Consider the following 2,087-nt stretch of genomic DNA (forward strand, 5'->3'; position numbering starts at 1 on the left):
CCGGAAAACAGGACCTTCGGCAAGGTGCGCTGCTCCGCGCTAGTTACGAAAAGCGCGACCACCGTCTCGTCGAAGGAGGTAATGAAAGCAAAGAGCGCACCCGAGATCATGCCCGGAAGGATGAGCGGCAGTGTGACCTTGAAAAAGACGACGACAGGCGGCGCACCGAGCCCGGCGGCTGCACGGGTCAGCGAGTAATCGAACCCCATAAGGGTCGCGCTCACGGTAATGACGACAAAAGGCGTGGCCAGCGTGTTGTGCGCTAGGATCAGCCCAGCATACGTGTTTAACAGCCGGACATCGGCATAGAAGAAATACACGGCCACCGCTGTGATTACGACCGGAACGACGATGGGCGAGATCAGCACGCTCATCACCGCACCGCGCCAAGGGAAGTTCGGGCGACTGAGCCCGAGCGCGGCTAGGGTGCCCAGAACGGTCGACAGCAGCGTGACAGATACCGCCACGAAGATCGAGTTGTGCAGCGCGCCCTGCCACCGGTAGGTCAGGAAGAACTCCTCATACCAGCGCAGCGATAGCCCTGGCATGGGATAGGTGAAGAATGGCACGGAATTGAACGAGAGCGGGATGATCACAAGAATCGGCGCGATCAGAAAGACCAACACCGCCGCGCAGATTAGCCGGTGCAGATAATACCAGCTCTTCTCCATCGGAGAGGCATAAGGGGAAGCAGCCATCGTTCTCACCCCATCTTGATTCGGTCGACGCCGACCAGCTTATTGAAGGCATAATAGAGCAGCAGCGTCGCGGTAAGAAGGATGGCACCCAAGGCGGACGCCATGCCCCAGTTAAGGTCCTCGTTCGTGTAGTGCGCGACGAAATAGCTAACCATTTGATCGGTCGGGCCCCCGACGAGCGCGGGGGTGATATAATAGCCCAAGCAGAGTATGAAGGTTAGAAGGCAGCCGGCGGCGATCCCCGGCAAAGTCTGGGGAAAGTAAACCTTCCAGAAGGCGTAGAAGGGCCCGGCGCCCAGGGAGCGAGCGGCGCGGACAAGGTTCGGTGAGATCGTCTTCATCACGCTGTAGATCGGTAGCAACGTGAAAGGCAGCTGAATATGGGTCATGGCCACGATCGTGCCCAGCCGATTGAAGATTAGCTCGGCCGGCTGCGAAAGAATATGCAGCTTCATCAACACCTCGTTAATGACACCGTGCTCCTGCAGCAGCACGACCCAGGCGGTGGTGCGAACCAGCACGGAGGTCCAGAACGGCAGCACGACCATGATCATAAGCAAGTTGCTGGACCTAGGCGGCAATGTCGCCAGGAGATACGCCACAGGGAATCCCAGCAGCAGGGTAGCGACGGTGACGCTAATGCTGATGCTCAGCGTCCGCAAGAAAGTGTCGCGAAAGATGGCGTTTTCCGGCGGTGAGGCGACGATTTGGCTGTCGGGGCCATATTGGTAATCGACCGAACGCAGGAGGTAATAGCCCGTATAGGCCGAGCTTCCGCGCTTCAGAAGGGTCCAGACCTCGTGACGCCCCCACAGAGGATTGATCTCGATCAACGCCTCCTTGTACGGACCGGCAGAAAGCGTGCTCGCCTTTCGGGCACTCGACGTGACCTGACTGCTGACGCCGGGCAGCTCATAGTTCATCCGCTTACCGATCGCGCCCACAGTCTTCTGCGACCAAGCTTGCTTGAGGTCTCCGGCGAGAGCGGCATAGGCGCTCTCGTCCGGCAGGGTCAACCCGTCCCAAGTGCTTAGCGCTGCGGTGGTTCGAGGCATCAGCGCCACCAGCGTTTCATCATGGACCGCGCTAAACAGCATCCTGCCGATCGGCAGGATGAAGGCGATCACTATGAACAGCAGGAGCGGCAGGACGAGGGCGAATGCCTTCATCTTGCGCCGGCGCTCGACCCGCTGCAGCTTGATCCTCAGCGGCGTGCCGTCAGGACTGCCGGCAATTTGGACGGCCATCGGCGTCATCGACTTCTCTCTTTCGGTTCGTTCATGAGGTGCCGAGGAAGAGTTCTCGCCACCGTTGCTTCTGTGGTCTACTTCGCGAGCCAGGCGGTAAAGCGTTGGCGCAGATCATCGCCCTTCTCAACCCAGAAGGCGG

2 protein-coding genes are annotated in these 2,087 nt (G+C 59.5%); both read right to left on the minus strand.

Annotation, left to right across the window (positions count from 1 at the left end):
* The coding region (locus Q2M23_RS43480) for an ABC transporter permease (RefSeq protein ID WP_316399497.1) at positions 1-698 on the minus strand (698 nt) is incomplete at its 3' end.
* A 5-nt stretch (positions 699-703) separates the two neighbouring features.
* Positions 704-1,954: an ABC transporter permease gene (locus Q2M23_RS43485; RefSeq protein ID WP_316399498.1), complete on the minus strand. Its 1,251-nt coding sequence runs from the start codon at positions 1,952-1,954 to the stop codon at positions 704-706.
* Between the last annotated feature and the right edge of the window lie 133 nt (positions 1,955-2,087).

This window comes from Bradyrhizobium sp. 33ap4 (assembly GCF_032654765.1).
Lineage (GTDB): Bacteria > Pseudomonadota > Alphaproteobacteria > Rhizobiales > Xanthobacteraceae > Bradyrhizobium > Bradyrhizobium australafricanum.